Origin of the sequence: Seonamhaeicola sp. NFXS20, from assembly GCF_049132085.1 — a bacterium.
Taxonomy (GTDB): domain Bacteria; phylum Bacteroidota; class Bacteroidia; order Flavobacteriales; family Flavobacteriaceae; genus Seonamhaeicola.
Genome location: NZ_JAFMPU010000001.1, coordinates 531331 through 557856, shown reverse-complemented (window position 1 = coordinate 557856; position 26526 = coordinate 531331). Strand labels below are relative to the sequence as shown.

The following is a 26526-nucleotide window of genomic DNA, read 5'->3' as shown; positions in this document are numbered from 1 at the left end:
TTTTTTTGATGCATTAAGGTAGTAAATTTTTATAAAACTTTTAGATTGTGAAGTTACTAACAATAACTACATGTGAATAAGGAAATAAACTCCATACCCTCATTACAAGGAGGCACGACGAAGTAATCTTTCTATTGATTAGCCGAGAGATTGCTTCACTTCAGCTTGTCTTGAGCGATAGACGAAAGGTTCGCAATGACGTGATGAGATTGCCACAGCCTATTGGCTTCGCAATGACGCCATCCGTCACTGCGAGGAACGAAGCAGTCTCATTAATGTATAGCCTAAACGACTTAGAGATTGCTTCACTGCGTTCGCAATGACGTGATGAGATTGCTTCACTTCAGCTTGTCTTGAGCCTCGTTGAAAGGTTCGCAATAACTAGGGAGTAGTTTTCTCCCACCTTTCTCCCTCAAAAATCCATTTTAAAAAAATAAACCCTTAGCTGAGACGAACAATTCTCGAACAAAACTCGAACAAAACCCCTAAAATTTGCTAAAAATAGGTCAATAGATGTCAATAGTAGTCAATTGATGTCAATAGATGTCAAAACATGTCAATAGTAGTCAATAGGTGTCAAAAGCAGTCAATACGTGTCATAATTTGGATAATACTTTTAAGGCGTTATATCTTGGAGGCATTTGTTGAAGCTCCCCGACGAAGGAGGGAGCGACTGCCGAAAGCCCAACCTCTACTGGGGAACGCCCAAATTAATTTTTCACTAAAAATAAGGCATAAAAAAAACGCTCTCAAAACATGAAAGCGCTTTAGTTTTATAAATATATTTTAACCTATACCGTTACAACGCTGTTTTCGGCACCTGCAAAATCATTCCACACATAAGAATCTGCTGCTGAATCGTTTACATACTCGCCATCTACTAAATATTTAAACTCATAAGAGTTATCTACATCTAAATCAACCGTTCCTTTAAAGGTTCCGTTTTTTAATTTTTTAAGAGGTGCCTTTTTAGCATTCCAATCGTTAAAGCTTCCTATTACAGAAACTTTTTTTGCATCTTCTGCTTCAATAGAAAAAGTAACCTTGCATACTGGCTTACTTTTTAAGAATTGTTTTTTAATAGCCATAAATTTAATTTTTTGTGTGTTGTTTTATAGGGCAAATTTATAAAACAAATTCCTACATGTTTGCATCTAAATCTACAAAACACCAAGAATTATCAATTTAGTAATATATATAAACAATATTTTAATGAATAGAAAAAAAACAAATAAAAAAATATGATTTTAACAACCTTTAAAAACATCTTTTTCGCTGATTATCAGAGGGTTTTAAGCTAAATCGTTTTCGAGAAGTTTCTACTTAAACAGCGTCTTATATAAACATCCGTTAAAAATCTTTAACTTTACAAAACTTAATATAAATGCATGTTTGGAAAAAAGAAAAATATACCTCAAATAGATAAAGATCAGTTAGAATTAATTGAAAATGCACAAAAACGTATAAAGCAAAAAAAGCGTTTATATATGCACTTTGTACTGTTTTTATTAGGTGCCATTTTTTTAATTATTGCCAACACCGTTTTAGGCATTGGTAAAGGTGTGCAATTTTTTCAAATAGACTGGTTTGTGTTTGCCATTTTTATTTGGTTTTTCTTTTTGTTATACCACACTTTTAATGTGTTTGTAACCAACAAATTTTTAGGTAAAGCTTGGGAACAAAAGCAATTAGAAAAATTAGTGGCACAACAAAAAATTAGAATTGAAAAACTAAAAAATGAATTAAAAAAAGAAGCACCTATTATTGCTGAAACCGAGGTTTATAATGAAGAACTAGCTATTAAAAACAAGGCTTCTGAAATTACTATTATTGTTGCCGCTGCCGAAAATGAGGCTATTGGCAAAGACAATAAACTTATTTGGCATTTAAGTGATGATTTAAAACGCTTTAAAACGCTAACAAATGGGCACCATATTATTATGGGTAGAAAAACGTTTGAAAGTTTCCCTAAGCCATTACCTAACAGAACACACGTTGTTATTACCAGACAACCAAACTATAAAGCACCAGAAGGCGTTATTGTGGTTCATAGTTTAGAGGCTGCTATTGAAGCTGCTAAAGCAGACCCACAACCGTTTATTATTGGTGGTGGCCAAATATATAAACAAGCTATGGCTATTGCCGACAAAATTGAACTTACTAGAGTTCATGAATCTTTTGAAGCCGATGCCTTTTTCCCAGAAATAGACCCCAATATTTGGGAAGAAACTAGTAATATTTTCCACACTAAAGATGCTGTACATGAGCATGAATTTTCTTTTTTAACATATGTGAGAAAATAGATTTATGAAATGTTTCTGCCTTTGTTTTATCTTTTTTTCTTGTGTTTTAAACGCTCAAATTAAAGACCGGTGGATTGATAAAAATGAAGACGAAAACTATACCGCACGCCATGAGTGTTCTTTTGTACAAGCGGGTGATAAGTTTATTATGTTTGGTGGCAGAGAATCGGCTCAAAAACTTGATATTTACGATTTTAAAACCAATACTTGGACACAAGCTAAAAACTTAGCTCCAAAAGAATTTAACCATTTTCAAGCTACGTTTTACAAAGGTTTTGTTTGGATAATTGGTGCTTTTAAAACCAATACTTTTCCCAGAGAAATTCCTGAAGAAAACATATGGCTGTATTTTCCACCAACTGATACTTGGATAAAAGGTCCTGAAATTCCTAAAAACAGAAGACGTGGTGGTGCAGGACTTGTAGTTTACAATGATACATTTTACTTAATTGGAGGTAACACTATGGGGCACAATGGTGGTTATGTTAATTGGTTTGATGAATACAACCCAAAAACCAATACATGGACAGTTTTAGAAAACGCATCACAAGCCAGAGACCATTTTAGTGCTGCTGTTATTAACAATAAACTTTATGCTGTAGCAGGCAGACAATCTGGTGGTGAAGGCGGTGTATTTGCTCCTTTGGTAAACGTAGTAGATGTTTATGATTTTAATACCAAAACATGGTCTGTTTTAAAAGAAAACATACCAACTCCACGTGCTGCTCCAAGTATTGCCGTTTTTAATAATGAATTACTAGTAATGGGTGGCGAAGGCACACAAAAAGGACCCGCTTATAACATTGTTGAAGCTTACAATCCTAAAACAGGAAAATGGACTAAAAAAGCAAATATGCACCATCCCAGACATGGTACCCAAGCCATACGTTCTGGAAAAGGCATTTATATTGCTGCGGGCTCTCCTAAAAGAGGTGGTGGCAGACAACTAAATATGGAAGTTTACAATGAAGATAAACCTAGCGGTAACAAATTAACAGCATCTCATTTAACAGCTCCTAAAAAAGTTAAGATTGCTAAAGGCACTTCAACTTTATTTAAAATAAAAAACGAAGGAGGTAATACGGGTAGTTTTATAACTTCTGTTAAATTGATTGGAAAAGATACTTCTGCTTTCAAAATAGAATCTAATTTAAACTTTATATTAATTGATGCTAATAGCGACTTTATGTTAAAAGTGAAACATCTTTCAGAAAATAAAAACAATAAAGCTTATTTAGAAATTACTTATAACGGTAACAATAAAAAAATAATTAAGTTACTCTGTAAGTAAAAAATCAATACTTATAGTAAGTTGCAATCATAAACGATATTATTCCTATTTTTGCCACATTAAAAACGAATTAGAATGAATGCATATATATTTCCTGGTCAAGGCGCACAATTTTCTGGAATGGGCTTAGACCTTTATGAAAACTCTGCCACAGCACAAGAGTTATTTGAACAAGCAAATGATATTTTAGGTTTTGCTATAACAGACATTATGTTTGAAGGTTCTGCTGAAGATTTAAAGCAAACCAAAGTAACTCAACCTGCTATCTTTTTACACTCAGTAATTTTAGCCAAAACTTTAGGCGATAGCTTTAAACCAGATATGGTTGCAGGACACTCGCTTGGTGAATTTTCCGCCTTAGTTGCTAACGGCACTTTAAATTTTGAAGATGGTTTAAAACTAGTTTCGCAACGTGCTATAGCTATGCAAAAAGCTTGCGAATTACAACCAAGTACTATGGCTGCTGTTTTAGGTTTAGATGATGATGTAGTTGAAAAAGTTTGTGCTATTACTGATGGTGTTGTGGTTGCTGCCAACTACAATTGTCCAGGTCAATTGGTAATTTCTGGCGAAATAGAGGCTGTCAATAAAGCTTGCGAAACCTTAAAAGAAGAAGGTGCTAGAAGAGCTTTAGTATTACCTGTTGGTGGGGCATTTCATTCGCCATTAATGGAACCTGCACGCGAAGAATTAGCTGCTGCTATTGAAAGTACAACCTTTAGCAAACCTAATTGCCCTATTTATCAAAATGTAACAGCTAATGCCGTTACAGATGAAAATGCTATTAAAACCAATTTAATATCGCAATTAACAGCTCCTGTACGTTGGACACAGTCTGTGCAACAAATGATTAACGATGGTGCTACGTTGTTTACTGAAGTAGGCCCAGGCAAAGTGTTACAAGGGTTAGTTAAAAAAATTAACAGAGCTTCTGAGACAGCTTCTGCAACTTTTGAAGGTAACTTATAATGAAACTATCGCGTCGTTCGGCATTTATTATCATAACTATTATTACTAGTATTGCTATTGATCAAATTTCTAAGGTTTGGATTAGAACTAATGTAAAACCTGGGAGTTCATCTGAAATTATTGGTAAATACTTTACGCTACATAACGTAGAAAATACTGGTGCCTTTTTAGGTATGGGAAGCGATTTAAATGAAACGCTTAGAGTTATTTTACTACTTATACTTCCTGTTGTAGTGTTAGGTTTTGTACTTAGATATGTTTTTAAAGATAAAAGTTTAGGTAATTGGTCGCTTTTTGCTTTTGCTAGTATTATTGGTGGCGGAATTGCTAATGTTTATGACCGTTTTGTGTACGGAAGTGTTACCGATTTTTGGCATATTGATTTAGGCGGTGTTTTTAGAACTGGTATTTTTAATGTTGCCGATGTATTTGTTAGCACTGGTATGATAATACTGGTATTTTTCACTTTTTTTAAGAAGAAGAAATCTACAAAATAATATTAGCCGAAGTGAAAACACTTCGGCTAATAAAAAATAGCATATATAGTTAGTTGCTGTTTAGTTTATTTGAAACGAAATAGTTTCTCCTGTACCATAATCGCCACCTCTTTCAAGAATTACATTTCCGTTGTAAGTTAAAGTATAAGTACCTCCACCATCGCCATATAAATCGCCCATAAAAATTTGGTAAGAACCACTTGGTAAACAAAGTGCTTTTTCTAATGACGTTTGATCTGGGTACGGACCGCCTTCAAAAAGGAGGACATCATTAGCATCATATAGCTCCCAATACTGTTCTTCTGGATAATCATCAAAAAGTATATTTAAAATGGTTTCGGGGTATGGGCAAACTTGTGATAAGTTTATTACTAATGGCTCTCCAATTATCACACCCGTTTCTGATGTTATTTCTAACACCAATACACTGCCATCTGGATCTATTTTAGAACCTGTTACACTTAATTCTATAGACCCTTCATTAGAACTTGCCGGAATTGTAATTACTGAGGAAGATATTGAATAACCTGTAGGATCTGCTGTTGTTTGATCTTCAACTACAGCTATATTAAAAGTTTTTGATGTACTTAAAACGGTTGATGTAAAGATACTTATTTGCTCTACAGCTGTTCCTGTAGGGTCTACACCAAACTCAAAAGCAGGTTCAAAAGAAACATAATTAATATTACTAACCGTTATTTGGTCTTCATTTTTTTCGCAGTTTAGAAACATAAACAGCGTAAATATAATTGGTATAATATGTTGTTTTTTCATAATTAAACTTTTTAAATTCTACGCTAGTTATTTATGCTATCATCCATATTAGGGTTGGCATCAATTTCAGATTGTAGAATGTTTAGGTAAAATAATTCACTATCTGCTGGAACTGTTAGAGGCACTCTATGTTCTGGATCTCTAATTATAGGAAGTCTGTACCTTTTGGCATCAAACCATTCTACACCAAGTTCACCATATAGCTCTTTTCTTCGTTCTATAAGAATTTCATCTAACAAATCTTGCCCTGTATTGGTTGACATAACAGCATTTGGGTCTCTATCACTTTGAAGCGCAAAAAGGAGTGTTCTTGCATCATCTTCATTACTTAAGTGATACTGTGCTTCGGCATCAATTAGTACCATTTCAGATTTTCTCATAAGAGGTACATCTGCTTCAAATGAAAACGCAAACTTGTTGGTTATAAACTCTCTGTAAGGTGTTGCTGACCCATAATAATTAAAGAATAATTTCCTTTTATCAGTATCGGAAAATCGGTCTCTAAAATGCGTGTTTACATAAGTTGCCTGATAGGATAACGTTAAATGATCCATTACCACATGTGGAGACATCCAGTAATAGTTAGATTCATTAGAACCATCTTGAAAATGCCCCCATAACCAATCTTGATCTGATAAATCATCAAAACCATTGCCCCAATTTGATGACACAACAGCACTTGATGCATTACCACCATAGGCTGCTCTTGCCGATGAAGAAGCCAATGACCAATCATCTTGAGTTACCAATAAAACTCTAGCTAAAATACCATTAGCCACTGCTTTATTTATGTAACTTTTACCTAAGCGCTCTTCTGGTAAATCTGGGATAGCTTCTTTTAAATCTGATAAAATTAAATTGTAAACATCACTTAAAGGACTTGGTGGGTTGCCTTCTGATGCTCCTGTTGCTGGTTCTGTGTAAATAGGTATTCTTGCTATACTTCTATCATTGTTATAATTTGGTGCAAACTCTAAAGCTAATTGAAAATAATGAAATGCTCTGTGAACCTTCCCTATAGCAATAAATTCTTTTTTTGTGGCTTCATCTAAATCGCTACTATTATCTACCCCTTGAATTAAAACATTAGCATAATTTATTATTTCATAATTAAATTTCCAGGTAAAATCTACCCTTCTAAAAGAAGCTCCTCTGTTTTCATGAGCATAATCAAATAAAAAAACACTTGGTGCTTGTATTAAGTCGTTTCCTTTTATAGTTCTAGCAAAATACATAGCGTACAAACCACCAGTATCTACATCAGAGTTGTTAACGCCGTCTGTTAAATCATCATCCCATTGCCCTTTATACCTATCATAAATTCCTGTAACAAAAGATTGCACAATACTTCTATCTGAAAACACTACAGACTCTGAAAGACCTGCCGTATTTTGGGGTTCATCTAAAAATTCTTTAGAGCAACTAAACATCACCACAACAGCTGTGAATAGAATTGCCTTGATTATTATATTTTTTATTTTCATTTTCTTAATTTTTTAAAATTCTAAAAGAATACCAGATGTTATTGTTTTTGATAATGGCGATCTGTTATTTGTTACTCCATTAAATGCCTGCTCTGGCTCTATACCTTTGTGAGATTGCCATGTAAGCATGTTATCGGCTTGCACAAATAGCCTTAATTTACTAAGTCCTATTCTGCTTAATGTGTTTTCTGGCACATTATAACCCAATGTTAAACTCTTAAGCCTTACATAATCATTTTTAAATAAAAATCTTGTAGATCTTGATGCGTGATCATTATTACTTGCTAAAAGCAACGGGATATCTACCAAATCTCCAGGGGCACTCCACGCATTAAAATTATCTGGGTGCGCACTAGAACCTGGGCTTTCAAACGGATTGATTAGCCTAGAATAATCTGTATCTAGTAAATAAGCCCCAAAACTAAAGTTGAATAATACATTTAAATCAAATTGTTTGTATTGTAAGAATGATGTAAAGCCTCCTTGTATATCTGGCAATGAGGTTTTTCCTTGTTCATATCTGGTGGCTTCATCATAATTTTTGGTTGTTACCCTGCTTATTACTTCTCCATTGGCGTCTAACTCATCCATAAACCACATACCTCTACCATCACCTGGGTCTACTCCAGCCCATTCTCTTATGTAAAAATCGAAAATTGAATTTCCAACTTTCCAGAGTTTAGATCCGTTAATAATTTCATCTTGTGGTAACTTGGTAAACTCATTTTTATCTAAAGAAAAATTGAATCCGGTAGTCCACATTAAATTATCTGTACTAATGTTTATTGACTTTAATGAGAACTCCCAACCGTAATTACGTATAGAGCCAATATTTGTAATAATTTTGTTAACCCCTAATGAAGATGCAATAGGTTTTTCTAAAATTAAATCGACTGATTCTTTATTGTAGTAATCTATGGTACCCGAAAGTTTTCCATTAAGGAATTCAAAATCTACCCCAACATTTAAAGACTCTATTTTTTCCCATCTTAAGTTGGGGTCTGACACGCCTTCTAATAAAATTCCTGAATTACCCTCATTTACAAATCCGGTTTGAAAAACAGATTGATATGGGAATAAACTTGTGGTTCTATTATTTCCTAGTTCACCATAAGAACCACGAAATTTTAAATAGGTTAATGTGCTATTATTAATTAAAAATTTTTCTTGAGAAGCTACCCAACTAGCACCTCCTCCCATAAAAGTACCCCAACGAGTGTCTTCTGAAAATCTGGTAGAACCATCGGTTCTAATTGAAAATTCAGCAAAATATTTTCTATTGTAATTATAATTTACTCTTCCTAAATAACTGTTTATTCTTTCTGTAATTATATTTCCTCCTACGGTTTCTGGTACTGTACTACCATTTAGGTTATCTACACCAGGTAAAAAGCCTGTACCTTGAGAAAGTAAATCGTCTTGTGTTTGAGTATAAGCTTCGGTTATAGCATCTACTGATATATTATGATTACCAAAACTATTGGTATAATTTAACGACTGAATGGCATTAAGTGTTGTTGTGAGATTTCTATCTTGACTTACACGTCCTCCAACTTCTGAAGCAACACCAATAATATCATCATCAAAGCTAAAAGAGTCAAAAAGATAATTTTCAAAGCTTAACTGAGACTTAAATTTTAAACCTTTTAGCAGATTAATTTCTACAAAAGCATTTCCTAAATAGTTGGTTCTAACTCTACGTTCTTTTCCTAATAATAAAGTTGCCAAAAGGTTTTCTCCATTATATACAGGTCTTGTACTGTTTACTGCTTGTCCTGTAACCATCCCATTACCTAAATCAAAAATACGCTCTCCTGCATTGTCTAAAATTAAGGTGCCGTTTGCATCACGTGCATAAATTGGATAAATACTTGATAAACCATATATCCAAGAAATAGCTTGTATTGTATTGTCTGATGTTTGATCTGGATTGCCAGAACTAGACCTAGAAAAGCTAGTATTAAACCCAATTTTAAACCAATCTGATATTTGAGTTGCTAAATTTAATCTGGCAGAAACGCGTTCAAAATCCGACTGAATAACTGGTCCGTCCTCATTAAGGTAATCTATAGACATAAAGTAAGTGGTATCATCACTCCCTCCCGTAACATTTACATTGTGGTTTACTCTTAAATAGTCTTTTCTTATGACTTCATTTTCCCAATTAGATTGCCACAATAAATTTGCTCCAGCCACTAAATTGCCATTTTCATCAATTGGATTAGAAACACTATAAGGATTATATCCCAAATAATCTATTAGACCAGAAGAAGCATTTGCAGCAGCTTCTATTTCAGACTGTCCGTTTATATATTGATTGGTATTTTTTAAGGCTCTCCAAGTTAACTTTAAATAATCTTCAGGATTTGTTAAATCATGAATTCCTATAGTTGGATTAGAAATGCCTATTTGCGACCTCACCGATACTTTAGGCGCTTGATTTTTCTTGCCTTTTTTTGTGGTAATTAAAATTACACCCCCAGCAGCTCTAGAACCATATAAAGCAGATGACGCGGCATCTTTTAGCACCGAAATAGAGCCAATTTGATCTTGACTTATAGAATTAAGGTTGCCATTAAATGGTGCTCCATCTACAACAATTAAAGGTTCTTGATCTAAATTTACACTGGAAAAGCCCCGTATTCTTATTGAAGGATTATTACCTGGTTGCCCGCCAGCAGTTAAAATATTAACACCAGGCACAACACCTTGTAATGCTCTTAAAGGCGAGGTTACTTGCTGGGTTTCAATTATAGCATCTGAAACCAAACCAACAGACCCTACTATTGATTGTTTGGTTTGCGTACCATAAGCTACTACCACAACTTCTGCTAAGGTTGTAGCATCTTCATTTAATGCAGCGTTAATAGTATTTGATGTACCTACAACAATTTCTGTTGAGGCATAACCAACAAAACTAAAAACAAGTATTTGCCCTTGGCTTGCTTTAATTGAGTAATTTCCATCAAAATCTGATGATGTTCCTGTTGATGTGTTTTTTACCAAAATAGTAGCTCCAGGTAGCGGTATATTATTTTTATCTACAACTTTACCTGAAATAGTTCTTTCTTGTGCAAAAGAAACAGACACAAAAAAGGCTAAAACCACCAACAACAAATTGTGTTTTTTTGCTTTCATGAATAATTATTTTTGTGAGTTAGTCTAATGCAGATTGAAAAAGGAAGGCAGTAAAGTTTTTTTAAGTGACTAATTCAAAAAAATTATACTTTACATTTTGAAATCTAAAGTTTAGTGAATTCTAAGTTATGTTTTGTAAAGCTCTTTAACTGCCTTACCTTATACAATTGCAGTTATAAAGCAAATAATAATTACCATAAAACCCGGAAAGACCCATAATAGTTTACGTTTCCGACGTTTTGTTACCTTTTTTTTACTTGTAGTTGTTTTTAATTTGAGTTTGTATAAACTCTGAAGGGGTAATAGCCATTTCTTTTTTAAAAGCTTTGTTGAATGTTACCTTATTATTATACCCAACCTCATAGGCTATATCTATTATATTCATATTTCCGTGAACATCATTTTTCAAAATATGAACAGCTTCTTTAATTCTAAATTTATTAATTAGTTCAAAAAAATTCATCCCAAAATGCTCATTAATTATTTGAGATGTATTATGTCTGGTAGTATTTAATTTATCAGATAAACTTTCTAGATTTAAACTATTTTCTCTATAAATTTTATCTTGAATAAGTAATTTTATTAAATGCTCTTTTAGTTCATTAGACAAAGCATTAGTTAGTCCAGATTTTTGATATTTTTCTGTATAATTTAAATGGCTTTTCTTAAAAATTTCGGGCTGTACATATGCCATTTGAGCTATATATACTACCATTAAAGACATAAGGCCTATTTGAAAATGATAAATAAAAGTAGACCATGACCCCAACACCTCAAAAACAGATGCACCATATATTAAATACGAAAAAACATAAGCTATGTGCAACGTAAAAATGTTTCTTTTCCATTTATTTGTATCATCTTTTTTAATTATAATTTTTTCTGATTTTATAAATAATAATTGCCAAATGAAAAATGAATAAACACATAATGAAACTACTTTTGATATAAAGATGATTAAATCATATGTGTCATGTAATGGGTTTACCTCAATCATTAATTTTAGTTTTTCTTCTGAAGTCATTAAATACAACGGAAGAAACAAAATCAAAAAAATTATGGCTGGTAAAAAGTGTAAAAAATCTACCCATTTAAATTTATGATTTTTTAGTATAGCCTTAAAATAAAGAAATAATAAAGGCCCAAATAACAATGCAACGGTTGAAGAAATACGGTAGGTATGCGGAAGTTGATATTGATAGTTTGTCATGAATAAAACAAACTCTAGAATAAATAAAGAATGGGCTCCAACAAATAAACCTATAAATAATTTAGCGTTCTTATTATCGCTTTTAATAAAGTTACTTACAAACATAAAATAGAAACCTATTAAAGCGGCACAAAAGTATATAAATGCTAAAACTGTAATTTTTGTTAGATATTTATTACTTAAAACTTCATACGCTTCAGTATCTTTTATAGCATCGTACGAACCATTTTTTAGAATAGAAAAATCTAACGTATTTTGAATATATTTTTCGGTAAACTTTAAGGCATCTTCAGGTTGTTCTAACTCTGCATTTAATATGGCTAATTTTTTAATAATATTAACAGAATCTGGATGTTTTTGTAACCAAGCGTTTTGATAAAGCACTAGCAACTCTAACTGCGTCATATCATTGTTAATACTTTTTTCTCTTATAATACTATCTATCTGAGTTTGCCAAGGTTCTGCATTACTTTTATCTATGCCAAAAACAAACATAATATTTGTTAATAAAACAAATACAGATATAGCATACACTATTTTTTTTGGTTGGTTTAGCATACTTTAGATTTCGTTAAAAAAGTCTTAATGAAATTTAAAAATATTGTTGATGATATTTCTTAAAACTATCTTAAAAAGGTAATTGCCGATAATAATTTACTCTATTTTATTAACATTTACTCAATTACCAAATAGAATTATATAAAAAAAGCTGATTAAATTTCTTTAATCAGCTTTTAATAAAATTTAAATTATTTTATTATTTACTTCTAACTTTCTGTTCCCATTTCCAAGCAGAAAGCATAGCATCATCTAAAGTTAATTCTGTTTTCCAACCTAATTCATTGTTAGCTTTATTAGTATCTGCATAGGCAGAAATGATATCGCCCTCTCTTCTACCTACTATTTTATAATTAAGTTTTTTACCAGAAACACGTTCAAATGCTTCCACTACTTCTAATACAGAACTTCCTTTGCCGGTTCCTAAATTAAAAGTTTCATAATTGTCTTTATTTTTATTTTTAAGCAATCGCTCTAAAGCCACAACATGTGCTTTTGCTAAATCTACTACATGAATATAATCTCTTATACAAGTTCCGTCTGGTGTTGGATAATCGTCACCAAAAACCGATAGTTGTTCTCTTATCCCAATAGCCGTTTGTGTTATAAAAGGCACTAAATTTTGCGGTACTCCAATAGGTAGTTCTCCAATTTCTGTAGATGCATGTGCACCTACCGGATTGAAATAACGTAATGCAATAGCCTTTAAACTTGGTACTACTTTACAGGTATCTCTTATAATTTCTTCTCCTATTTGCTTTGTATTTCCGTAAGGAGATTCGGCTTGTTTAACAGGGGCATTTTCTGTAATTGGTAATTCATCGGCTTGTCCGTAAACAGTACAAGATGAACTAAAAATAAAACTTGCTTCGGGTAATTTCTTTAACTCTTTTAATAAATAAACTAATGTGCTTATGTTATTTTCATAATACAGTAAAGGTTCTTGAACACTCTCTCCAACTGCTTTACTAGCCGCAAAGTGAATAACGCCTTTTATATCATTATGTTTTTTAAAGAATGTTTCAACTAATGATTTTTCCTTTAAATCTATTTTCTCAAAAATTGGTGTTTTACCTGTAATAGCTGTTATACCATCTAGCACCTTCTCAGATGAATTTGATAAATCATCAATAATAACAACCTCGTAACCAGCTTCTTGTAACTCTACAACGGTATGAGATCCTATAAAACCTAAACCTCCTGTAACTAATATTTTATCCATTTACAAATTTTATAACGGTTGATGTAATGTACTCTATTTGTTCATCATCTAACTCTGTATGCATTGGTAACGAAATAACTTGTTTTACCAACGTATTGGTTACTTTAAAGTCTTCTTCATTATACCTATCATCGGCATAAGCCTTTTGTTTATGTAACGGAATTGGGTAATAAACACCACAAGGTATGCCTTTTTCGTTTAAATGTTTGGCTAAAGCATCTCTATCAACCCCTTTTACTTTTAAAGTATATTGATGAAACACATGATTATCTTCTGCTCCGTATCTATACGGCGTTTCAATATTCTCAATATTCTCAAAAGCTTTATCATATTTATTTGCGGCTAATCTTCTACTTTCATTATAACTATCTAAAAGCGGCAACTTAACGTCTAAAACAGCTGCTTGAATACTATCTAAACGAGAATTAACTCCAACAACATCATGATGATAACGTTCATACATGCCATGGTTTACAATACCTCTAATGGTATGTGCTAACTCATCATTATTTGTAAAAATAGCGCCTCCATCACCATAACACCCTAAATTTTTAGAAGGAAAAAATGATGTAGCTCCAACATCTCCAATAGTACCAACCTTTACTTTTTCACCATTTGCAAAAGTGTAATTAGCTCCTATGGCCTGGGCAGTATCTTCAATTATAAATAAATTATGGGCTTTAGCCAACTCCACAATAGCTTCCATGTTAGCACACTGACCAAATAAATGTACTGGCACAATGGCTTTTGTTTTTGGAGTTATGGCTTTTTTAACAGCTTCAATATTAATGTTAAAATCATCTTCATTAACATCTACTAAAACCGGAGTTAGTTTAAGCAATGCTATTACCTCAACCGTTGCGGCAAATGTAAAATCGGCAGTTATTACCTCATCGCCTGGTTTTAAACCTAAGCCCATCATAGCTATTTGTAACGCATCTGTACCATTAGCACATGGTATTACGTGCTTTACATTAAGATAATTTTCTAAATTCTTTTGAAATTCATGAACTTTGGGTCCGTTAATAAATGATGTAGTTTCAATTACTTCTTGAATAGAAGGATTTACAACGTCTTTTATACCGCTATATTGACCTTTTAGGTCAACCATTTGAATTTTCTTCATTTGAAAAGATTACAACTCGTATTTATTTGAGTTTATACTCTACGAAATTACAAAAAATCACCTAGCTAAACCAATGAATTTATTCAAAGAAATGTATTTTAGCAACAAACAAACAATATTGAGTTTTCTTTATAACATTGGTATTATTTTAACGCATTTTACACTAAAATGCTTAGCTCTTTTTAACCATAAAATTAAACTTGGTGTACAAGGGCGTGCCCAAACATTTAATATTTTAAAAAACAATTTAAATAATGATGATAAAACCCTATGGCTTCATTGTGCTTCTTTGGGTGAATATGAACAGGGACTACCTGTTTTTAAAGAGTTAAGAAACCATTATAAACACCATAAAATTATATTAAGTTTTTTTTCTCCGTCTGGATATGAAATTAGAAAAAACGCTCCTATTGCAGATTTGGTAGTTTACCTCCCTTTAGATTTTAAAAAGAACGCGAAACAGTTTTTAAACATTTTAAACCCAGAGCTTACCGTTTTTGTAAAGTACGATATTTGGCCTAATTTTTTAAACGAATTAAAAGCTAGAAATTTAAAAGCTATTTTAATTTCTGCAAACTTTAGAGAAAATCAATCTTATTTTAAGTTTTATGGTAACTATTTAAGAAAGGCCTTATTTGCCTTTGAGCACATTTTTGTTCAAAACAATCATTCTAAAAAATTATTAAAATCTATTAATTATAATAACGTAACTATTTCTGGAGACACTCGTTTTGATAGAGTTTATAGCCAACTCAAACAAGACAATACTTTAAGTTTTGTTGAAGAATTTAAAGACAATAAACTTTGTATAGTAGCAGGGAGTACATGGCCCGAAGGAGAAAATTTATTCATTGAATTTATAAATGCCAATAAGCATAAAAATGTAAAATTCATTATTGCCCCTCATAATATTAAATCAAACCAAATAAACAGTTTAAAAGAAAAACTAAATGTAAATGTGGTTTTATTTTCAAACAAAGAAAACCAATCGCTTAGTGAAGCTCAAGTTTTTATAATTGATACTATTGGCATACTTTCTAAAATATATAACTACGCCGATATTGCTTATGTTGGTGGCGCTGTTGGCAATACAGGATTGCACAACACCTTAGAACCCGCTGTTTTTGGGGTTCCTATTATTATTGGAAATAATCATAGAAAATTCCCAGAAGCCCAAGCTATGATTAATAAGGGAGGTATGTTCTCAATAAAAAACCAGAACGAATTTAATCTTATTTTAAACAAATTAGTTAAAGAAAGTGTGTTTCGTATAAAAAGTGGGTCAAAAAACTCAGAATATATTAAAGAAAATAAAGGGGGCGTCATCCAAATTTTAGATTTCTTACGTATATAACTTAGATTTTCAAAAGAATGTTAAAATTTTTAACATTTTAATTTTAATCTAAACCAAAATCTATTACTTTAGTAATCAGTTTTTTAAAACTTTTTAAATTAACACTAAAACAATTATCATGAAAAAACTAATTTTTAGTACTGCTATTTTATTAGCACTAAGTTTATCTTTCACTTCTTGTAGAGACACAAAAAAAGCCGAAGACGCTGCTAATGCTGTTGAAAACGCAGTAGAAGAGGCGGGTGATGCTGTTGAAGAGGCTGCAGAATCTGCTAAAGAAGCAGCTGAAGATGCGGTTGATGCAGCAGGGGATGCTGTTGAAGATGCTACAGAAACTGTTAAAGATGCAGCTGAGGATGCTGTTGACGCTGCAGGTGAAGCTGTAGATAACGCAAAAGAAGCTGCAGGCGATGCAGTAGATAAAGCTGCTGATGCTGCTAAAGAAAAAGTTAATGAGGCTGTAGGAAACTAATTAACCATAAAGCCTTAAAAAAAGCAGCCAATGGCTGCTTTTTGTTTTTATAAAAGATTCTTAATCGTCTAATTGAAAAATCTTTTCTAAAGCAATCCATTTTTCTCCTGGTTTAGCCCAAGGCAATTCTTGCTGATAGTTCCACATTAAACGTTCCCATTCCTGAACTTTCGGATTACTGGCATCCATTTCGGCTTTTTTAACAGGATCAAAAGTTTCATCAACTTCCATAATCATAAACATTCTATTGCCTATTAAATAAATTTGCATATCTACAATACCAGCATCTTTTATACTTTTTGTAATCTCTGGCCATACCTTACCTTTTACATGGTATGCCTTGTACTCTTCTATTAATTTTGGGTTCTCCTTTAAATCGCAAGAATAACAATATCTTTTTAACTTCACGTCTTTTTATTTTTCTATAAGTTATAAAATTTAATGGCATTAAGGCCCATAATATTAGCTTGTTCATTGGCAGATAAATCTGCTATAAAATCTGTAACTAAGTTTTTTACTTCTTTATAATTTCCTGCAACCAAACACACGGGCCAATCAGAACCAAACATTACCCTGCTAGTTCCAAAAGCTTTAAATACTAAATTTAAATAGGGCTTTATTTGTTCTGGCGTCCAGTTATCAAAATCAGCTTCAGTTACCATTCCTGATACTTTACAATACACATTTTCGTGTTTAGCTATTTCTTGCATTAATGTTGCCCAACCATCATAAAAACCATCTTTTATATAAGGTTTAGCTATATGGTCTATAACAAACTTTTGCTTAGGAAACCGTTTTATAAACTCTAGTGTAGCTCCTAATTGATGAGGGTAAACCAAAATATCATACGTGTAATTATATTTTTCTAACGCTGAAACTCCTTTTAAAAAACTTGGTCTCAACAAAAAATTACAATCAGGTTCTCCTTGAACTATGTGCCTAAATCCCTTAACAATATTAATATTTGAGTAGTTATCTAAATCTTTTTCTAGATTTTCACTTCTTAAATCTACCCAACCAACAACACCTTTTATAAAGCTGTTTTCTTGAGAAAGTTTTATTAAAAATTCTGTTTCTTTAATAGTTTGGTCTGCTTGTACTGCTATACAACCATCTACATCATTTTCCTTATAAATTTTATCTAAATCTGAAGGTAAAAAATCTCTACGAATAACCGCCATTGAGTCATCAATCCACTCATGTGTTTTAGGGTTGTAAATCCAGAAATGCTGATGGGAATCTATAATCATTCTTTTATCTTATTTATCTCAATAATGTTTTTAACAAGCTTTACTACTTTGTTTAATTGGTTAAACTAAAGTATAAAATTATTTAAGATTGAGAAAAAAACTGTATTAAAAGGTATATTATTAGAGCATTTAGAATGCTAAGGCTGCAACACAAAAACAAAAAAGCCTTGAAAATCAAATGATTAACAAGGCTTTGAGTACTGAAGGCGGGACTTGAACCCGCACGGACTAAATGTCCATTGGATTTTAAGTCCAACGTGTCTACCAATTCCACCACTTCAGCAACTTTGGTATATTTTCATGAAAGTATCAGAGCGAAAGACGGGATTTGAACCCGCGACCCTCACCTTGGCAAGGTGATGCTCTACCCCTGAGCTACTTTCGCAGTCTTTGTTTATGAACGTACAACCTCTCGATTGCGGATGCAAATTTAAAATAATTCTATGAATTGCAAAGCCTTTTCTTAAAATAAATGAAAATTATTTTAAGCTTGTTTTTTCTTTACCAACATTCGTTTTATTTCATTGAGTTTCATGAGCGCCTCAACCGGCGTAAGTGTATCAATATCAGTATGTAATATTTCTTCTTTAATATTTTCCAATAAAGGGTCGTCTAAATTGAAAAAACTTAGTTGCATCTCGTCATTTAACGATTTTACTTTATCTGTTAGCTCTTCACTAGAATGAGACTGCTCTAATTTCTTCAATATTTTATTAGCTTTTCGCAATACTTGTTGTGGCATACCTGCCATTTTAGCTACATGAATACCAAAACTATGGGCACTACCACCTTCTACTAGTTTTCTTAAAAACAACACATTGTCTTTTAACTCTTTTACAGAAACATTGAAGTTTTTAATACGCTCAAAAGTTTCGGTCATTTCATTAAGCTCATGATAATGTGTTGCAAATAACGTTTTTGGTTTTGCAGGATGCTCATGTAAATACTCACTAATAGCCCAAGCAATTGAAATACCATCATAAGTACTTGTGCCCCTGCCAATTTCATCAAGCAACACTAAGCTTCGGTCTGAAATATTATTAAGGATAGAAGCCGTTTCATTCATTTCAACCATAAAGGTAGATTCACCCATGGAAATATTATCACTGGCACCTACTCTGGTAAAAATCTTATCTACCATTCCTATTTTAGCAGATTCTGCAGGTACAAAACTTCCTATTTGAGCTAATAATACTATTAGAGCCGTTTGCCTTAAAATAGCGGATTTACCAGACATGTTAGGTCCCGTAATCATAATAATTTGTTGGCTACTTCTATCTAAAAATACATCATTGGTTATATAAGCTTCACCAAGCGGCAATTGTTTTTCTATTACAGGATGCCTACCATTTTTAATATCTAAATCAAAAGATTCATCAATTTCAGGATAACTATAATTATTATCTTTTGCTAGTTGCGCAAAACCACATAAACAATCTAGTTGCCCAATTAAGAAAGCATTTTGTTGTACTGCTTTTATGTATTGATTCATCCACACCACCAAATTGGTAAACAATTCTTGTTCTAGGGCTTGAATTCTATCTTCGGCACCTAAAATTTTGGCTTCGTATTCTTTAAGTTCTTCGGTTATATAGCGTTCGGCACTTACTAAGGTTTGCTTGCGTATCCATTCTTCTGGCACCTTATCTTTATGGGTATTTCTAACTTCAATATAATACCCAAATACGTTGTTTGAGGCTATTTTTAAAGATGGAATGCCTGTACGCTCACTTTCGCGTTGTAACATATCATCTAAATAGTCTTTTCCAGATTTTGACAAACCACGTAATTCATCTAATTCTGACGAAAATCCAGTTGCAATGGTATTTCCTTTTAATACATTTACGGGTGCATCTTCATTTAATGTTTCTTTAATTTTTTCACGAAGTACATCGCAATTCTGAAGCTTATCGCCAATAATTCTTAGAGATTCATTATCACAATTTGATGCTAACGCTTTTATAGGCACAATGGCTTCTAACGAATTTTTAAGTTGAATGACCTCACGCGGATTCACCTTTCCTGTAGCAATTTTTGATATTAACCGTTCTAAATCGCCAATATGTTTTATATGATGTTGTACTTTTTGTAGTACCTCATTATTTTTCGTTAAAAAACTAACCACCTCATGGCGTTGCTTTATTTTATCTAATCTTTTTAAAGGAAGTGCCAACCAACGTTTTAGCATGCGCCCCCCCATGGCAGAAATAGTTTTGTCTATTACCTGAAGTAAGGTTACCGCATTATTATTGGTAGAATTATATAGCTCTAAATTTCTGATAGTGAATTTATCCATCCACACATAATCATCTTCTGCAATTCTAGAAATAGATGTAATATGTTGCAGTTTATGGTGTTGGGTTTCACCTAAATAATGAAGTATAGAACCTGAGGCTATGATACCTTCATACAAATCTTCTATACCAAAGCCTTTAAGAGTTTTAGTTTTAAAATGTTTTATAAGTGTTTCATAAGCATAATCGGTTTGAAACACCCAATCTTCTAAATAAAAGGTATGGAAATCATCTCCAAAAGTTTCAGTAAACAAACTGCGTTTTTGTTTTGAAACTAGTACTTCACTAGGATTAAAATTTTGAAGTAACTTATCAATATATTCTGCATTACCCTGCGAAGTTAAAAACTCGCCAGTAGATACATCTAAAAACGAAACACCTATATACTTTTTATCAAAATATACCGAGCACAAAAAGTTGTTAGATTTTGAAACCAACACCTCATCATTTAAGGCCACTCCTGGAGTTACCAACTCTGTTACTCCGCGTTTTACAATTTTCTTTGTAAGTTTTGGATCTTCAAGCTGATCACATATAGCCACTCGCTCTCCAGCTTTAACCAACTTAGGCAAATACGTGTTTAATGAGTGGTGTGGAAAACCAGCTAATTCAGTTTCACTTTCACTACCGGCACCCCGTTTGGTTAAAATAATACCTAAAATACCCGCAGTTTTTACAGCATCTTCGCCAAAAGTTTCATAAAAATCGCCCACCCTAAACAGTAACAGTGCATCAGGATACTTTGCTTTAATAGCATTATACTGTTTCATTAACGGGGTTTCTTTTTTTGCTTTTTTAGCCAATGGTTAAGTGATTTTTAAATGTTATTTTTGACAAAAATTGTAGCATGCAATGTACTATTAATTTCATGTTTTTCGAAGTTGTTATTACACAAGTTATCTACAATTCAAATGAGATTTCAACAATACCACTTGGTTTTTATATGTGATGTAAAACATCTTAAATTAAATGGTTACAATTTTAACCCTCACAAAAACTCAAAAATTAAAATAAATGCGCAAGCTTAAAAACAGTGAACTAGACCGTTTAAGTGTTGAAGATTTTAAAAATTCTAAAAAAACACCTCTTATTATTGTTTTAGATAACATAAGAAGTTTGAATAACATAGGCTCTGTTTTTAGAACAAGCGATGCCTTTTTAATTGAAAAAATTTACCTCTGTGGCATTACCGCAAAACCACCTCATAAAGATATTCATAAAACAGCGCTTGGTAGCACAGATACTGTGACTTGGGAATATATCGAAAACACCATTGATATAGTTGAAAAACTAAAACAAGAAAAAGTTAAGGTTTGCGCTATTGAACAAGCCGAAAACGCAACTATGTTAAATGATTTTACGGTAGACTCTAACACCAAATACGCGCTTGTTTTTGGCAATGAAGTTAAAGGTGTATCGCAAGAGGTTGTTAGTGCTAGTGACCATGTTATTGAAATTCCGCAATTTGGCACCAAACACTCTTTGAATATTTCTGTAAGTTGCGGGGTAGTAATTTGGGATGTGTTTACAAAATTGTCTAAATTTAGCCATAATACAAGCTTATGAATTTAACCATTGAAAACATTTTATTAGTTGGCTCCCTATTACTATTTGCAAGTATAATTGCTGGCAAAACATCATACAAATTTGGGGTTCCTACACTTATTTTGTTTTTATCTATTGGTATGCTAGCGGGTTCTGAAGGTGTTGGTGGTATTATGTTTGATGACCCTAAAATAGCACAATTTATTGGTATAGTTTCTCTTAATTTTATTCTGTTTTCTGGTGGACTAGACACCAACTGGAACAGTATAAAACCTGTTTTAAAAGAAGGCATTGCACTCTCTACCTTAGGCGTGTTTTTAACTGCCATTTCTATAGGTAGTTTTGTTTATTTCATAACAGATTTTACTATTTATGAAAGCATGCTATTGGGTTCTATTGTATCTTCAACAGATGCGGCGGCTGTATTTTCTGTTTTAAGGTCTAAAAATTTAGCCCTTAAAACCAACTTAAGACCCACCTTAGAGCTTGAAAGTGGTAGTAACGACCCCATGGCCTATGTTTTAACTTTAGCATTTTTAATGCTAGTTATTAATCAAGACCAAAGTATTTACTCTATAATTCCTTTGTTTTTACAACAAATGACTATTGGTTGTTTTGCTGGTTTTTTATTTGGTAAGTTAAGCAAATTAATAATTAACAAAATTAAACTTGATTTTGAAGGTCTTTATCCTGTTTTAACTATTGCTTTAATGTTTATAACTTTTTCTGCAACCGATTTTATTGGAGGCAATGGTTTCCTTGCTATTTACATATGTGCTGTTTTTTTAGGTAATCAAGATTTAATTCACAAAAAAACCATTATAAAAATGTATGATGGTTTAGCTTGGTTAATGCAAATTGTACTATTCTTAACATTAGGCTTACTGGTATTTCCTTCTCAAATTATTCCCATTGCTGGCGTAGGGCTACTAATTTCATTATTCTTAATAATTATAGCTAGACCTGTTGGGGTGTTTATTAGCTTAATATTTTTTAAAATGAAACTTAGGCGTCGTTTTTACATTTCGTGGGTTGGTTTGCGTGGTGCTGTTCCTATTGTTTTTGCTACTTACCCCTTAATTGCTGGTGTAGAAAAAGCCAATATGATTTTCAATATTGTATTTTTCATTTCAGTTACTTCTATTTTAATTCAAGGAACAACTTTATCCGTTTTTGCTAAATGGCTTAATGTTGGGTTGCCGGAAAAAATTCAAACCGAAAGAGATAAGTTTTTATCTGATTTTCCTAAAACAGCCATGAAAGAACTTGAAATTACATCTAACTGTTATGCAGTAAACAAAAAAATTGTTGATTTAGGCTTTCCTAAAAACGCTATTATAGCCTTAATAAAAAGAAACAATAAATATTTAACTCCTAACGGATCTACGGTAATTGAACCTCATGATGTTTTAGTAATTCTTTCTGAAAACCAAGAAGGTCTTGAGCTTGTTAACAATTGTTTAAACAAAGCTATCGCATAAAAGGTGACAAAAAAAGCAAAAAAGCCCTGGCCTACTAAAGATGTTATGAATCAGGTTTACGAAAAACATCTATGGGGAGGCTTAGGTTTTGACTTTTATTCTGGAAGCGGATCTCACAATTCAAAAATTATAAATCCCTATATAGTAGAAATTGTAAAATTCCTCTCATCTTTTAATCCGCAATTGGTAGTTTGCGATTTAGGTTGTGGCGACTTTAATATAGGCAAGCATTTTATTAAACATGCTAAAAAATATATTGCTATTGATATTGTAAAACCCCTTATTACAAGAAACAAACAATTATTTAAACATAAGCATTTAGAATTTCATTGTTTAGATATTTCAAAAGATAACATTCCAAAAGGAGATTGCGTTATTTTAAGACAAGTATTACAACATTTATCTAATGCTGAAATAGAAAAAATTACTAAAAAACTTTACGCTTATAAGTACATTATTTTAACAGAACATTTACCAACAGGCTTATTTACACCAAACAAAGACATTATTTCTGGACAAGGCAATAGAACTAAATTTAACAGTGGTGTTAACTTAGCTAAAACCCCCTTCAATTTTAAATTTAAAGAAGAAAAAATAATTGACAAATATATTTTTGAAGACAAGAAAAGCCAAATTGTAACAACGTTGTATAAAGTATTTTAACCAATAATTAAATATCTAATTTTTTCTAAAATCTATTTAAAAACATTAAATTTATACATTCTATTTACACATAGGTTTTTATGCCGTTTAATACACTTATTATGTCTTTAAAATTTGTTCTCTCGTTTTTAGTAGCCTCTCTATTTTCAATAACTATTGTTGCTCAAGAAATACCTATTGAATATTTTGAAATGGATTTACAACCAGGTTTGCAACAGCGAAGTAAAGATATACTACAGAACGAAATAAACGGTGTAAGCACAACACACATAACTATTACTAGTGATGTTACTCAAAAAGTAAATATTAATAACACTCATAAATTCGTGTATTTATTTATAAAAGGACATGGAACGCTTTTTTCTGGAGGCAAAACTTATGATATTGTTCCAGAAACAATTATGCTACCAAATACTGTTGAAGACATTACCTTTAAACCTGTTAAAAATGACACACTTCACTATATTAAAATAGCTGTTTTACAAACAGAATTAGATAAAAAAGACATAAAAACATTTCCTAAGGAAAACACAGAAACCATCTATTTTAAGAAGTTTACAGATTGTAAATCATATACAGAACCTATAAAAAGTCCTCAAACCACCAGTAGAACCATATTACCAAACAAATATATTCCAAGAGTTGCTATGGGCACAGTAAGAACAATTGGACCAGATGCAGTAGGCGCACATGTTCATGCTATGTTAGAACAGTTATTTTTAGGGCTTGCAGACAACCATACTATAGTATATGCAGATGATGCTCAAGTTGATTTTCCTGAACATTCGTTACTCCATATTCCTTTAGGTTCTAGCCACTCTGTTAGCGTAGATACCAACAAAGAAATGTACTATGTTTGGATGGATTTCTTTATAGATAAAGATGGCGAAGAATGGTTAAAAACTCATAATGAAGACGAGAAAAAAGAAGACTAAGAAACCTCTTTTTAACCACATATTTCATCTAGAACAGATAAATAATCGTTTCTATTTTTAACAAAATCTTTGTTTGATATATCAATTATTTTAACGTTAAATTCTGGTTGCGTTTTTAAAAAGTTTAAATAGCCCTCATTTATTTTTTCTAGATAGTCACTTTCAATATTCTGTTCATATTTACGTCCGCGTTTTCTAATATTTTCTTGTAAGCGTTCAGTATTTTGATACAAATACACATACAACTCTGGTTTTGAAATGTCTTTGTACATTAAATAAAATAACTTTCGGTATAATTTAAATTCATCTTCTTGCAAAGTTATTTTTGAAAATATAAGCGATTTAAAAACATCATAATCGCTTACTATAAAATCTTTAAACAAGTCTAATTGTGATAAATCATCAGAAATTTGCTGATACCTATCTGCTAAAAAAGACATTTCTAATGGAAAAGCATACCTACTTGCATCTTTATAAAATTTAGGCAAAAACGGGTTATCTGCAAACCGTTCTAAAATAAGTTTAGCATTATAATCTTGAGAAATCATAGTAGCTAAACTAGTTTTACCTGCACCAATATTTCCTTCAATAGCTATATAATTATATTTAGAAAAATTGTAAGCTTTCCTCGGGTTTTTTAACCATATTTTTATAGGCTCTAAAACAGATTGGTCTTCACATTCTTCTAATAAAACAGACACTGCTTTGTTAAATATTGGGTGTATTAGTTTTGAGGCAATATCATTAAGTGGCTGTAATACAAACTTACGTTTATGCATTTCAGGATGCGGTACTTGTAATGCCTTAGTATCAATAACTTCATTACCTGCAAAAACAACATCTAAATCTATTGTTCTTGCTTCATAACCACTACCTTTTTTCCTAGTACGCCCCAACTGTTTTTCTATTTTCAATAAAGTTTTTAATACTTTTTGAGGTTTTAAATAGCTTTCTAACACCAAACAAGCATTAAAAAAATCATCGCTTTTAAAACCTAACGCAGGCGATTTATAAACTTTAGAAATCAACTTAACATTACCCACATTTGCATGTATAGCATCCACTGCTTGTTGCAGATTTTTAAGTTTATCGCCTTTATTGCTCCCTAAAGCAATGTAAAAAGTAGTTGGTTGCATCATAGAAAAAGCAAAATAATAAAAAGTAAATGGTTTCTTTTATATTTACAAAAGGTATTTATTCACAATAAGCATGGAACTTAAAGACAAACTAGCCGCCCAAAGAATTTATATGCTTCTAGGAGCACTATTTATCACTTCGTTGGTGGTTTCAAATTTAATTTTTCAAAAATTTTTTTACTGGTATCCGGTAGATGTAGAAATTTTTGGCAGCAAACTTTTTGAAATTTCGGTAGGTATTTTACCTTACCCAATCACTTTTTTAATTACCGATTTAATTAGTGAAATTTATGGTAAAAAACGTGCTAACCAAGTTGTGGTAACAGGTATTTTTGCTTCGTTTTTTTCATTATTAATTGTTTCTGTGGCTAGTTTGGTTTCTGCAACGCCATGGTCTCCTGTAAGCAACACCACCTTTAATACTGTTTTTGGTAATACTATACTTGCTGTATTTGCTAGTATGATGGCTTACCTATTTGCCCAGTTTGTAGACATTCAAATTTACCATTTCTGGAAAAAATTAACTCAAGGAAGACATCTATGGCTTAGAAATAATTTTTCTACTTGGTTCTCTCAATTTGTAGATACCTTTACCGTAGTAGGCCTTTTATGTTTATTCAACATTATTGCTTGGGACAAATTTCTTGGGCTATTAATATCTGGTTTTTTATTTAAAGTATTAGTAGCCGCTTCTGACACCCCTTTTCTTTATTTGGGTGTTTACCTATTTAAAAAACGTTTTAATTTAAAGGTAAACGAAGAAATTAACTTACTATAGCTAGGATTAAATTTGAGTTATTTTTTTATTTATTTCAACTAAATCT

At 32.0% G+C, this 26526-nt stretch carries 22 protein-coding genes and 2 tRNA genes; 11 read left to right on the top strand and 13 right to left on the bottom strand.

Annotation, left to right across the window (positions count from 1 at the left end; translation table 11 throughout):
- Positions 1-791: 791 nt before the first annotated feature.
- Positions 792-1088 carry an isoamylase early set domain-containing protein gene (locus J1D01_RS02485; RefSeq protein WP_372937939.1) on the bottom strand — a complete coding sequence of 99 codons (297 nt, stop codon included), beginning with the start codon at positions 1086-1088 and terminating at the stop codon, positions 792-794.
- Between the two features lie 300 nt (positions 1089-1388).
- Between J1D01_RS02485 and J1D01_RS02480 the strand changes: the two genes are divergently transcribed.
- From J1D01_RS02480 to lspA, 4 genes are all read left to right on the top strand, one after another.
- Positions 1389-2303 (top strand): dihydrofolate reductase, encoded by a 915-nt coding sequence (locus J1D01_RS02480; protein WP_421149701.1) that lies wholly within the window; start codon positions 1389-1391, stop codon positions 2301-2303.
- A 4-nt stretch (positions 2304-2307) separates the two neighbouring features.
- Entirely contained in the window at positions 2308-3594 is a 1287-nt protein-coding gene (locus tag J1D01_RS02475; RefSeq protein WP_421149700.1) for a Kelch repeat-containing protein, read from the top strand.
- Positions 3595-3669: 75 nt separating this feature from the next.
- Positions 3670-4563: an ACP S-malonyltransferase gene (gene fabD / locus J1D01_RS02470; RefSeq protein ID WP_421149699.1), complete on the top strand. Its 894-nt coding sequence runs from the start codon at positions 3670-3672 to the stop codon at positions 4561-4563.
- Positions 4563-5060: a signal peptidase II gene (lspA, locus tag J1D01_RS02465; RefSeq protein WP_372937943.1), complete on the top strand. Its 498-nt coding sequence runs from the start codon at positions 4563-4565 to the stop codon at positions 5058-5060. The genes fabD and lspA overlap by 1 nt, the downstream gene beginning before the upstream one ends.
- A gap of 60 nt (positions 5061-5120) precedes the next feature.
- Here the strand turns inward: lspA and J1D01_RS02460 are convergent, their stop codons facing one another.
- The 6 genes from J1D01_RS02460 to J1D01_RS02435 all read right to left on the bottom strand — a co-directional run bounded on the left by J1D01_RS02460 (position 5121) and on the right by J1D01_RS02435 (position 14572).
- The gene (locus J1D01_RS02460) at positions 5121-5834 is read right to left on the bottom strand and encodes a hypothetical protein (RefSeq protein ID WP_421149698.1); all 714 of its coding nucleotides are present in this window, start codon (positions 5832-5834) and stop codon (positions 5121-5123) included.
- Between the two features lie 23 nt (positions 5835-5857).
- Positions 5858-7318 (bottom strand): RagB/SusD family nutrient uptake outer membrane protein, encoded by a 1461-nt coding sequence (locus tag J1D01_RS02455; protein WP_421149697.1) that lies wholly within the window; start codon positions 7316-7318, stop codon positions 5858-5860.
- 12 nt (positions 7319-7330) lie between these two features.
- Positions 7331-10456 carry a SusC/RagA family TonB-linked outer membrane protein gene (locus J1D01_RS02450; RefSeq protein WP_372937660.1) on the bottom strand — a complete coding sequence of 1042 codons (3126 nt, stop codon included), beginning with the start codon at positions 10454-10456 and terminating at the stop codon, positions 7331-7333.
- A 253-nt stretch (positions 10457-10709) separates the two neighbouring features.
- On the bottom strand, positions 10710-12224 hold the full coding sequence (locus J1D01_RS02445) for a helix-turn-helix domain-containing protein (RefSeq protein ID WP_372937661.1): 1515 nt from the start codon (positions 12222-12224) through the stop codon (positions 10710-10712).
- 199 nt (positions 12225-12423) lie between these two features.
- Entirely contained in the window at positions 12424-13446 is a 1023-nt protein-coding gene (gene galE / locus J1D01_RS02440; RefSeq protein WP_421149696.1) for a UDP-glucose 4-epimerase GalE, read from the bottom strand.
- A complete protein-coding gene (locus tag J1D01_RS02435) occupies positions 13439-14572 on the bottom strand; it encodes a DegT/DnrJ/EryC1/StrS family aminotransferase (protein ID WP_421149695.1) in 1134 nt (377 codons plus the stop codon). The genes galE and J1D01_RS02435 overlap by 8 nt, the downstream gene beginning before the upstream one ends.
- A gap of 73 nt (positions 14573-14645) precedes the next feature.
- Between J1D01_RS02435 and J1D01_RS02430 the strand changes: the two genes are divergently transcribed.
- On the top strand, positions 14646-15926 hold the full coding sequence (locus tag J1D01_RS02430; protein ID WP_372937664.1) for a 3-deoxy-D-manno-octulosonic acid transferase: 1281 nt from the start codon (positions 14646-14648) through the stop codon (positions 15924-15926).
- A 118-nt stretch (positions 15927-16044) separates the two neighbouring features.
- Positions 16045-16398, top strand: coding sequence for a hypothetical protein (locus tag J1D01_RS02425; RefSeq protein ID WP_421149694.1), 354 nt, complete (start codon positions 16045-16047; stop codon positions 16396-16398).
- A gap of 60 nt (positions 16399-16458) precedes the next feature.
- Here the strand turns inward: J1D01_RS02425 and J1D01_RS02420 are convergent, their stop codons facing one another.
- From J1D01_RS02420 to mutS, 5 genes are all read right to left on the bottom strand, one after another.
- Complete coding sequence (locus J1D01_RS02420; RefSeq protein ID WP_421149693.1) at positions 16459-16806, bottom strand: L-rhamnose mutarotase; 348 nt, start codon at positions 16804-16806, stop codon at positions 16459-16461.
- 14 nt (positions 16807-16820) lie between these two features.
- Positions 16821-17648: an amidohydrolase family protein gene (locus J1D01_RS02415; protein WP_421149692.1), complete on the bottom strand. Its 828-nt coding sequence runs from the start codon at positions 17646-17648 to the stop codon at positions 16821-16823.
- Positions 17649-17846: 198 nt separating this feature from the next.
- Positions 17847-17931: transfer RNA gene (locus J1D01_RS02410), tRNA-Leu, on the bottom strand.
- Between the two features lie 30 nt (positions 17932-17961).
- Positions 17962-18033 (bottom strand) — tRNA-Gly (locus J1D01_RS02405).
- Positions 18034-18132: 99 nt separating this feature from the next.
- Positions 18133-20745: a DNA mismatch repair protein MutS gene (mutS, locus tag J1D01_RS02400; protein ID WP_421149691.1), complete on the bottom strand. Its 2613-nt coding sequence runs from the start codon at positions 20743-20745 to the stop codon at positions 18133-18135.
- Positions 20746-20956: 211 nt separating this feature from the next.
- Here mutS and J1D01_RS02395 point away from each other — a divergent pair, with 211 nt between their 5' ends.
- The 4 genes from J1D01_RS02395 to J1D01_RS02380 all read left to right on the top strand — a co-directional run bounded on the left by J1D01_RS02395 (position 20957) and on the right by J1D01_RS02380 (position 24566).
- Positions 20957-21508 (top strand): RNA methyltransferase, encoded by a 552-nt coding sequence (locus J1D01_RS02395; RefSeq protein ID WP_421149690.1) that lies wholly within the window; start codon positions 20957-20959, stop codon positions 21506-21508.
- Positions 21505-22968, top strand: a complete 1464-nt coding sequence (locus J1D01_RS02390) for a potassium/proton antiporter (protein WP_421149689.1) — start codon at positions 21505-21507, stop codon at positions 22966-22968. The genes J1D01_RS02395 and J1D01_RS02390 overlap by 4 nt, the downstream gene beginning before the upstream one ends.
- A gap of 3 nt (positions 22969-22971) precedes the next feature.
- Positions 22972-23631, top strand: a complete 660-nt coding sequence (locus tag J1D01_RS02385) for a class I SAM-dependent methyltransferase (protein WP_421149688.1) — start codon at positions 22972-22974, stop codon at positions 23629-23631.
- A 101-nt stretch (positions 23632-23732) separates the two neighbouring features.
- A complete protein-coding gene (locus J1D01_RS02380; RefSeq protein WP_421149687.1) occupies positions 23733-24566 on the top strand; it encodes a hypothetical protein in 834 nt (277 codons plus the stop codon).
- Between the two features lie 11 nt (positions 24567-24577).
- Here the strand turns inward: J1D01_RS02380 and folK are convergent, their stop codons facing one another.
- Positions 24578-25705 (bottom strand): 2-amino-4-hydroxy-6-hydroxymethyldihydropteridine diphosphokinase, encoded by a 1128-nt coding sequence (folK, locus tag J1D01_RS02375; RefSeq protein WP_372937670.1) that lies wholly within the window; start codon positions 25703-25705, stop codon positions 24578-24580.
- A 70-nt stretch (positions 25706-25775) separates the two neighbouring features.
- Between folK and J1D01_RS02370 the strand changes: the two genes are divergently transcribed.
- Positions 25776-26480 carry a queuosine precursor transporter gene (locus tag J1D01_RS02370; RefSeq protein WP_372937669.1) on the top strand — a complete coding sequence of 235 codons (705 nt, stop codon included), beginning with the start codon at positions 25776-25778 and terminating at the stop codon, positions 26478-26480.
- The last annotated feature ends 46 nt before the right edge of the window (positions 26481-26526 follow it).

Excerpts from the sequence above, each read along its gene's own strand:
- fabD (WP_421149699.1), top strand. The coding sequence starts at position 3,670 with ATGAATGCATATATATTTCCTGGTCAAGGCGCACAATTTTCTGGAATG.
- J1D01_RS02480 (WP_421149701.1), top strand. The coding sequence starts at position 1,389 with ATGTTTGGAAAAAAGAAAAATATACCTCAAATAGATAAAGATCAGTTA.
- J1D01_RS02395 (WP_421149690.1), top strand. The coding sequence starts at position 20,957 with ATGCGCAAGCTTAAAAACAGTGAACTAGACCGTTTAAGTGTTGAAGAT.
- J1D01_RS02475 (WP_421149700.1), top strand. The coding sequence starts at position 2,308 with ATGAAATGTTTCTGCCTTTGTTTTATCTTTTTTTCTTGTGTTTTAAAC.
- J1D01_RS02450 (WP_372937660.1), bottom strand. The coding sequence starts at position 10,456 with ATGAAAGCAAAAAAACACAATTTGTTGTTGGTGGTTTTAGCCTTTTTT.
- J1D01_RS02370 (WP_372937669.1), top strand. The coding sequence starts at position 25,776 with ATGGAACTTAAAGACAAACTAGCCGCCCAAAGAATTTATATGCTTCTA.
- J1D01_RS02415 (WP_421149692.1), bottom strand. The coding sequence starts at position 17,648 with ATGATTATAGATTCCCATCAGCATTTCTGGATTTACAACCCTAAAACA.
- J1D01_RS02485 (WP_372937939.1), bottom strand. The coding sequence starts at position 1,088 with ATGGCTATTAAAAAACAATTCTTAAAAAGTAAGCCAGTATGCAAGGTT.
- J1D01_RS02380 (WP_421149687.1), top strand. The coding sequence starts at position 23,733 with ATGTCTTTAAAATTTGTTCTCTCGTTTTTAGTAGCCTCTCTATTTTCA.
- J1D01_RS02460 (WP_421149698.1), bottom strand. The coding sequence starts at position 5,834 with ATGAAAAAACAACATATTATACCAATTATATTTACGCTGTTTATGTTT.
- J1D01_RS02425 (WP_421149694.1), top strand. The coding sequence starts at position 16,045 with ATGAAAAAACTAATTTTTAGTACTGCTATTTTATTAGCACTAAGTTTA.
- J1D01_RS02445 (WP_372937661.1), bottom strand. The coding sequence starts at position 12,224 with ATGCTAAACCAACCAAAAAAAATAGTGTATGCTATATCTGTATTTGTT.
- J1D01_RS02390 (WP_421149689.1), top strand. The coding sequence starts at position 21,505 with ATGAATTTAACCATTGAAAACATTTTATTAGTTGGCTCCCTATTACTA.
- lspA (WP_372937943.1), top strand. The coding sequence starts at position 4,563 with ATGAAACTATCGCGTCGTTCGGCATTTATTATCATAACTATTATTACT.
- folK (WP_372937670.1), bottom strand. The coding sequence starts at position 25,705 with ATGATGCAACCAACTACTTTTTACATTGCTTTAGGGAGCAATAAAGGC.
- J1D01_RS02435 (WP_421149695.1), bottom strand. The coding sequence starts at position 14,572 with ATGAAGAAAATTCAAATGGTTGACCTAAAAGGTCAATATAGCGGTATA.
- J1D01_RS02430 (WP_372937664.1), top strand. The coding sequence starts at position 14,646 with ATGAATTTATTCAAAGAAATGTATTTTAGCAACAAACAAACAATATTG.
- galE (WP_421149696.1), bottom strand. The coding sequence starts at position 13,446 with ATGGATAAAATATTAGTTACAGGAGGTTTAGGTTTTATAGGATCTCAT.
- J1D01_RS02455 (WP_421149697.1), bottom strand. The coding sequence starts at position 7,318 with ATGAAAATAAAAAATATAATAATCAAGGCAATTCTATTCACAGCTGTT.